Genomic DNA, 6,903 nt, shown 5'->3' on the forward strand with positions numbered 1-6,903 from the left:
GCATAAGCCCGATTTGTTGCTCATTGACTGTCTACCCCGCCGTGCAAGCACCGGTGTAGGCAAGCCGCCCGTCATCATTTTCCCTTGTTCAGAGCGCGTGTTTCGCCATTGAAGACGGAAGGCGAGAGGCGAGCGCTTACACCGGCCCCTCACCCCTCATTCTGCTCGCGATCGAGGATCTCAACGGTCCGGCGATACAATTCCTCGGCGCGCTCGGGCGAAGCGCCGACGCAGACCACGCCCAGTTTGCCGAACTCCGACAACGCTCCGATCAGGTGAAAGACGACGCCTTCGTGGATCGTGCCGTCGTAGTGCAGCCCGTGCAGGACAGAGAGGTCGACCAGATCGGCCGGGGTCAGGCCCCTGTAGTGCGGAGCCTCTAGATTATCGGACGCATAGTAGAACCGCGGTTGGCCGGCCGGGGTGCGAAACAGACCCGTTTCCGCATCGTAGGCCCCGCCGGTGAGAAACTGCAACATCAACAAAGGATGCGTCGTGCCGCCTTTGCGAAGATTGATTTCGATTGCGTAATTTCTCCACGTGTTCCCTTCCCTTACAGAGACGAAATCGACGCCGAACCGGCCAAGGACCCCATGTCGTTCGAGCGCCCTGGCGACCTTGGCGCCTTCAGTTTGGATGGCGAGACGGTAACCTTCATCGGCGGGAAAGCGGCATCCGAGGAAAACCTGCCCGCCAGGGCCTCCCAGCACCTGATCATGGGTCGAAACGCATCCCACCGCCCCAAGCGGATCGATTCGGAACTGAACCGAAGGCGAACACTTTTCGTCTCCCTCGACGAACGCCTCGACGATCGCGCCCATTTGCTTGGCCTTGGCGAGATAGGCATCCCATGTCATGGCGGGCGCCTCGAAGAACAGTTGCGGCAGCTGGTCGTGGATCCATCGCGACAGCTCCGGCCCTTCGGGCGCGCCGTCGAAACGAAACAACGCGTTGCCTTCACCCGAGAAACCTTCGTTCAATTTGACGACGGCGCGCCGCAGGCCTGGGTTGCGCGCCTTCAACGCCGCCAGCCCGGCCGCGATCTCAACGTCATCGGCGAGATTTTCGACCCCGTCTGGGATCATCACGCCGGCCTCACGAAGAATTTGCCTGCCGCCGCTTTTTGAGCCGAGCGCTTGAAGCGCCGGATCGCAGCCATAGACAGGAATTCCCAAACGGACAGCCAGACTCCGCTCGAGCCCAGAGACGGCGAAAGCCGCGATATGAGCGGCGCCCGGGTCGTCGATGGCCTCGCGGATTCGGGTCAGGAGACGCGGGCGTGCAAGAATTTTCTCGGACAGGGGTCGGGCGCTGCTGTCAAAGCAGGCAAGCAGCGTCAAACGCTCCCGCGCGTGCCGGGCCGGAACGCCCTGCAGCAGGTGTAGGTAATAGTCGATAATCGTCTCTGAGATAGGTTGGCTGGTGAGATAGATCACGCGAGCGCGCGGCAGACGAAGCAGCATCAGCATGCCAAGCATTCGCTCCTCGTAATGATGCGCCCCTGCGACCTTGGCCATCACATCCTGGTCAAGACTCAAGCTGGGGATCACCACGATTGTGCGCGGCGCCGTCCGGTCCGGGAAAATCTCACGGAACATACCTGGAAGCGCGGCTTGCAGGCGGAGAAAGGCCGCTTCCTCGTCTGGGGAGCCAGCCTCAAACTTGGTCGGTTCGATCTTACGCGCGTCTGTCATCAACCGTCCTCCCGACCTTCCGAATGAGACAATCGTCCATATTATATATAGATAGAGCGGGACGCATTGTCCGCGCCGAAAACGAATGCGTATCGTCGGTGAAATCGCCTCCCCTCCGCTTAGATCAAGCTGAGAAATTTTCGGTATTGGATCACCACGCTATGAATAAGCCGCATCGCGACGGGGAACAGCAATGTGAAAAGCCAGCCTCGGCGCGATCGACCTCTTTCAAGAACGCGAGCCCTGATGGAATGAGTCCAATCTTCCACGATCGCATTCTCCTGCGCGGCGGAGCCAGGGAACAGAGTATAACGTCCCCCCTTGCTCGGGCCATGCGATGAGTGCGTGTGGTGTTGACGGATGGCGCATTTTCGGCGTGTTCTGGATGACGCTGACCACAATCGTCAGCGGCTCAACCGACCTCGTCTTTCACGAGGACGATTCGCGCGAGCGGAATGAGCGTCGGCTCCGGCGCCGCGGCGAGACGCGCCGCCATGGCGGCCTCTAGTTTTTCGACAAAGACGCCGGCGCGTGCGCCGCCTGCGCCGTCAGCAAGACCCAGCGCAAGCGTCGGAAACACCGACGCTCTGGAAAACGCCGCCCATCGCGCGCCGAAGGCGTCGGCGTCGCGATCTTCCTCGAATTGGCGCCAGATCAAATCCTCACCCTCGAACACATCGAGATGTTCGATCGCAAGCCCGCCACAACATCCGCTTTCCAGGACGGGCGCCTCCAGATCGGACCGGCTGCGACCGAGCGTAGGAATCGCCATCCGCTCCGCCTCCTCCTCGCTGATCAGCCCATCATCGACAAGGCTCAGGAGCGCGGCGTACATCGCGGACAGAATACGACGATAACCAAAATCGCCGTCGTCGCGCAGCGCCATGGTCACAACCACCAGCCGTCCGCCGCCATGCAGTTCCCTTCCGCGGCTGATGAGGAAGGTTCGCCAGTCTTCAGCGGCCTGTCTTGCAAAGGCGTCACGCGCGGCGGCGTCGGCGCTGTAGGAGATCTGCAGCTGGTCGGGGATCTTCGCCGGTGTGCGGCTCAGCCATTGCACGGCCCATGAGCTCCAGCCGAGCGTGACGCTGCACGACGGCAGGATCTGCTGATAGAAAGAGCGTCCGATCGCCGATGGGAATACCATCGGGTCGCTACGAAGATAGCTGTCAGGATCGTTGGCGAGGGTCTGAAACAGGGCGCCGAAATCATTCTCTGGCATATCCGTATGCACGACCGAAATAGGTTGGCGAGGGCCAATTCTTTCGCGGAGCCGTTGGACCGCGGCGGCTATCGGCGGCAGTGAGTTGCGCCCTTCGGACGAGCCATAGTCCGCGATTACAATCGGCTTCGAGGCCTCTGGCAGCGGGACTGCGCAAGCCGCTGTCTCAAGCAGCGCAACCGCAGGCGAAAGGCCTGCCGCCTGGACGCGCGAACTGCGATTGTAAACGCCGCGGCCTTCCATGGGAGCTGGAGCGGGCGGAGTCGAGGCATCTGTCATGGACTCTGTCCGATCCTTGAAGAGCTTTGGCCTTGTTGCATTCAAACGGCATCCGGGAGGATTGCCGCAGCCGCTTGCGCGCAAAGGTAATTCCAGGGGAGCATACCAAACCTAGCATGCGGCGCCCAGGCGGCGACAGCGCCGCCTCGGTCTGCTCCTCGACGCGGCCACAACCTCCGCCGCATGAAATCTTCACGCATGCCGGCTCGGCGTTACGGGCCGGCCATTTCATCTTCGCCGGGATAACGGCGGCAATCGAAATGAGCTTGCGTCCCAGTCATTCGATCGCCGGTCTGCGGGCGTCACAGGGCAATTTCGAGCGCGCTTTGTGCGGGAACGACGCGCCGCCGCCGCCGCGGATCAGGCGCTATCCAGCCTTTTGAATCAGGTGTCGCTCTACCCGCTCGAGGGCAGGACGGCGGCGGGAACATTTTCACTGTGCCCGGAATCAACAGGGAGCGTGACTGGTCGCGCGCGGTTAGCTCGTTCTGATCGGGAAAGACGATTGTCGATCCGTGTGCTTTTCTTCCTCTTTATCCACGTGGGCGCTGAGAAAAAAAAGAGCCCGCGCCTGCTTTTATGGTTAAGATATGCCTATTTTTCCGACCTTGGAGGCGCAGATGTGCAAGTCCTTAATTCAGTCGATGAGAATTGCGTCTTTGTCGTCCGCCTTGGCCGCGGCATTGATCTTGTTTGTCGCGATGGCGCATGCTGGACCGAGATCCCGCCAAGGGAGCGACGGGAATGTCGCCGGAGCAAGGACCCCTGCCCTCCTTGTCAACATCGACAAGTCAAATCAGAGGATGACGGTTTGGGTGGACGGGCGGCCTGTATACGAATGGCCGGTTTCGACCGGCCGGCCGGGATATTCGACTCCCTCTGGAACCTATACAGCCACCTCGATGAACGCGATCTGGTATAGCAAACAATGGGACAACGCGCCCATGCCACATTCTGTTTTTTTCATCAAGGATGGTCACGCCATCCACGGCAGCACGGATTTAAAAAATCTTGGCAAACCGGTCTCGCATGGCTGTGTACGACTTGCGCCCAAGAATGCCGCAACGCTTTATGCGCTGGTGAAGGAGAATGGCCTTGAGAACACGCAGGTTGTCGTAACTGGCGTCAGCCCGGGGGGCGAATATGGCGTCGTCGGAGGGCAGCCAAGCCCGCGCTCTGGCTACGTCGAGCCATTCTTTGGGCTTCCCTTTTTCAAAGGGCCCCAAAATTACTAGCTTCGTAGGATCATCAGCATGCCTCTGTCATTCTTGCTCAAAAGTGGCGGCTACAATTTCGTGAGCGGGACTGTTGGCGCGGAATTGTCCGCGGCGGCCCTCAATCTCGACGCCAGGCTTCGCGTGCTGCGCTTGTTTTGAGATTTTCGTCAGCCACGTCCGGACCTTTCTCGATGCAGTGCCGATTGCGTCGAAGGGTCCGTCGGAATCACAGCGACAGATCAGCTACGCGGGATGACTTTAACCGGCTAAAGGTTGTGATCACTTTCGCGCAACTCTTGCCGCGTCGACGTGAGCGACGATGACTGACCTGCTCACGCCCTCCCCGGCGCGATCCTGGCGCAATTATTCTTTGCCTACTGCAAGGTAAAGAAGATGCATAAGACTTTATTAAGGTCGCCGCGAAGGTGGCAGTTAGATCCGTTTCGGAAATTCCGACGGGCTCTAAAATCCAGACGAATTATTAAAAGTCTAAACCAAAGTTGTCAGGAAGCCGTCCCGCGATCTCATGAATGCTTTTCGCGGCTGCCCATGAGATGTGCGGGGGTGCTTTTTAAAGAATCGCTTTGTATCCGCGCGGTTCATAAGGGCAGGGAAAATTCGCCCGCCCCTTTGGCTCAACTCAAGCCCCAAGAAATAATTGCGCAGGCCTATTCGTGTTCGCGCCGACACCGCGGACGATAAGGTGCGCCACCCGTCGATTCGACGAGGGCAAAATTCTACGCAGAGTTCACGAGCTGCGTAGATGAGTGAACCGCGTACGATATCAATCAATCATCAGGAGAATTTAGGCAAAGAAAAAGCCCCCGAAACGTAGCCGTAACGGAGGCTGCTTTCTCTCGATCTCGCAAGTCAGAGATAGCTCTTCCATCCATTTCTTGTCAAGGCAAAACGCCGTTTCGGCGAACGATTTTCTTTGCCCAAATGAGGGTAAAGACCATGCAAACCGCTCAATCAACGACGCCCTATGGGCGGCGGCCGTATTCGCTCGCCCTTATGGCGAACCAGATCGCCGCAAAATCCTGCCCGTCTCAGACAGTCGTCGATAAATGGCGCGTCCTCGACGACATCCGAAAAGCCAACGCCGCTCTCGGCGTTTCCGATCGCACTCTTTCGGTGCTTAACGCGCTTCTGTCATTTCACCAGGACACAACACTTGCAGGCGGAGAGCCGATCATCGTTTTCCCGTCAAACAAGAATCTCGCGCAACGGGCGAACGGGATGGCGGACAATACGCTGAGGCGCCACCTGGCCGCGCTGGTGACGCTTGGGCTCATCCTCCGGCGAGACAGCCCCAACGGCAAGCGCTATGCCCGGAAAGGGGAGGGGGGTGAAATCGAGGAGGCCTTCGGGTTTGATCTCAGCCCGCTCGTCGCCCGCGCCGCAGAATTCAAACGCCTGGCGGCAGAGGCAAGGGCGCGGGAGCAGCTCCTTCGTTTTCTCCGGGACCGCATCACCATCTCCCGCCGCGACATCGACAAAATGATCGCTACAGGCCTCTACGAGGGGGTCGGCGCCGATTGGAACCCATACTCTAAAAGCTTCGCTGATCTCAATGGGCGGATACCGCGGAAGGCGCCTGCGGAAGTCCTTGGGCCGTTGGCGGGGGCGCTCGAACACGTGGCGGATCAGATTCGCGCCATCTTGGAAGAGCATCTCCAAACCATTAAAATAAGCGCCAATGCCGCCCATGATGAGCGGCACATACAGAACTCAAAACCGAACTCAATTTCTGAATCTGAAATGAGTCATCCACAAAAGAAAGGGGCGGGGATCGAGCCGAATGAGGCTCCAAAGACGCCTTTGGAACTTGAGGCGACGCAACAACCCCCAAAACGGAGCTTCCCGCTTCCAATGGTCCTCGAAGCTTGCCCGGACATTGCCGAACACGCGCCGAATGGAATTCGCTCCTGGCGGGAATTGGTGACTGCGGCCACGCTGGTGCGGCCATGGCTCGGAATCAGTCCTAGCGCGTGGGAGGAGGCCAACGCTGTTTTAGGCCCCGAGGACGCGGCTGTCATCCTCGCTGCAATCCTACAACGATCGAGTTCAATCAACAGTCCTGGCGGCTATCTGCGCAATCTGACCGAGAAGGCGAGGGCAGGGGCCTTTTCTCTTGGGCCAGTGCTTATGGCTTTGATCAATGCGAAAATGCGCGCGCCCGCCCAAAAACGCGCATGAGTTGAGGTCGCGTCAATGTCTTATTCGATTTCTAGAAATAGACCTCGTTTTCCGGCGTTCGCGAGGGTCTTGTGTCGTGAAACACCGACGCATTTTAGGTCTTTTTATTCGGCCGATCTAGTCCGTAGTGACCTGCCACTGAGATTTTCCTCCACGAGGATTTAGAGTCCGGCCTTTCAGAGGACGGACAGATGAAACGAGCACGGTTCACGGAAGAGCAGATCATTGGCGTGTTGAAGGAGCACGAGGCTGGCGCAAAGACGGCCGATCTGGCGCGCCGGCATGGGGTCTC

General features: G+C 59.0%; 7 protein-coding genes. 5 read left to right on the plus strand and 2 right to left on the minus strand.

Annotated elements, in window-relative coordinates:
* Nucleotides 1–149: 149 nt before the first annotated feature.
* The gene (locus BM177_RS17405; RefSeq protein WP_091686203.1) at nucleotides 150–1,694 is read right to left on the minus strand and encodes a peptide ligase PGM1-related protein; all 1,545 of its coding nucleotides are present in this window, start codon (nucleotides 1,692–1,694) and stop codon (nucleotides 150–152) included.
* Between the two features lie 412 nt (nucleotides 1,695–2,106).
* A complete protein-coding gene (locus BM177_RS17410) occupies nucleotides 2,107–3,195 on the minus strand; it encodes a class I SAM-dependent methyltransferase (RefSeq protein ID WP_091686205.1) in 1,089 nt (362 codons plus the stop codon).
* A 116-nt stretch (nucleotides 3,196–3,311) separates the two neighbouring features.
* Here BM177_RS17410 and BM177_RS17415 point away from each other — a divergent pair, with 116 nt between their 5' ends.
* The 5 genes from BM177_RS17415 to BM177_RS17430 form a co-directional block, all read left to right on the plus strand.
* Nucleotides 3,312–3,578: a hypothetical protein gene (locus BM177_RS17415; protein WP_091686207.1), complete on the plus strand. Its 267-nt coding sequence runs from the start codon at nucleotides 3,312–3,314 to the stop codon at nucleotides 3,576–3,578.
* Between the two features lie 318 nt (nucleotides 3,579–3,896).
* Nucleotides 3,897–4,430, plus strand: coding sequence for a L,D-transpeptidase (locus BM177_RS17420; RefSeq protein WP_280140583.1), 534 nt, complete (start codon nucleotides 3,897–3,899; stop codon nucleotides 4,428–4,430).
* Nucleotides 4,431–4,448: 18 nt separating this feature from the next.
* Entirely contained in the window at nucleotides 4,449–4,571 is a 123-nt protein-coding gene (locus tag BM177_RS20970) for a hypothetical protein (protein WP_280140581.1), read from the plus strand.
* 798 nt (nucleotides 4,572–5,369) lie between these two features.
* Nucleotides 5,370–6,611 (plus strand): plasmid replication protein RepC, encoded by a 1,242-nt coding sequence (repC, locus tag BM177_RS17425; RefSeq protein ID WP_091686211.1) that lies wholly within the window; start codon nucleotides 5,370–5,372, stop codon nucleotides 6,609–6,611.
* A 191-nt stretch (nucleotides 6,612–6,802) separates the two neighbouring features.
* Nucleotides 6,803–6,903, plus strand: a 101-nt coding sequence (locus BM177_RS17430) for a transposase (RefSeq protein WP_139223709.1), incomplete at its 3' end; no start/stop codon positions are given.

It is taken from the genome of Methylocapsa palsarum, assembly GCF_900114285.1.
GTDB classification, from domain to species: Bacteria; Pseudomonadota; Alphaproteobacteria; order Rhizobiales; family Beijerinckiaceae; genus Methylocapsa; species Methylocapsa palsarum.

Excerpts from the sequence above, each read along its gene's own strand:
- BM177_RS17405 (WP_091686203.1), bottom strand. The coding sequence starts at position 1,694 with ATGACAGACGCGCGTAAGATCGAACCGACCAAGTTTGAGGCTGGCTCC.
- BM177_RS20970 (WP_280140581.1), top strand. The coding sequence starts at position 4,449 with ATGCCTCTGTCATTCTTGCTCAAAAGTGGCGGCTACAATTTCGTGAGC.
- BM177_RS17415 (WP_091686207.1), top strand. The coding sequence starts at position 3,312 with ATGCGGCGCCCAGGCGGCGACAGCGCCGCCTCGGTCTGCTCCTCGACG.
- BM177_RS17420 (WP_280140583.1), top strand. The coding sequence starts at position 3,897 with ATGGCGCATGCTGGACCGAGATCCCGCCAAGGGAGCGACGGGAATGTC.
- repC (WP_091686211.1), top strand. The coding sequence starts at position 5,370 with ATGCAAACCGCTCAATCAACGACGCCCTATGGGCGGCGGCCGTATTCG.
- BM177_RS17410 (WP_091686205.1), bottom strand. The coding sequence starts at position 3,195 with ATGACAGATGCCTCGACTCCGCCCGCTCCAGCTCCCATGGAAGGCCGC.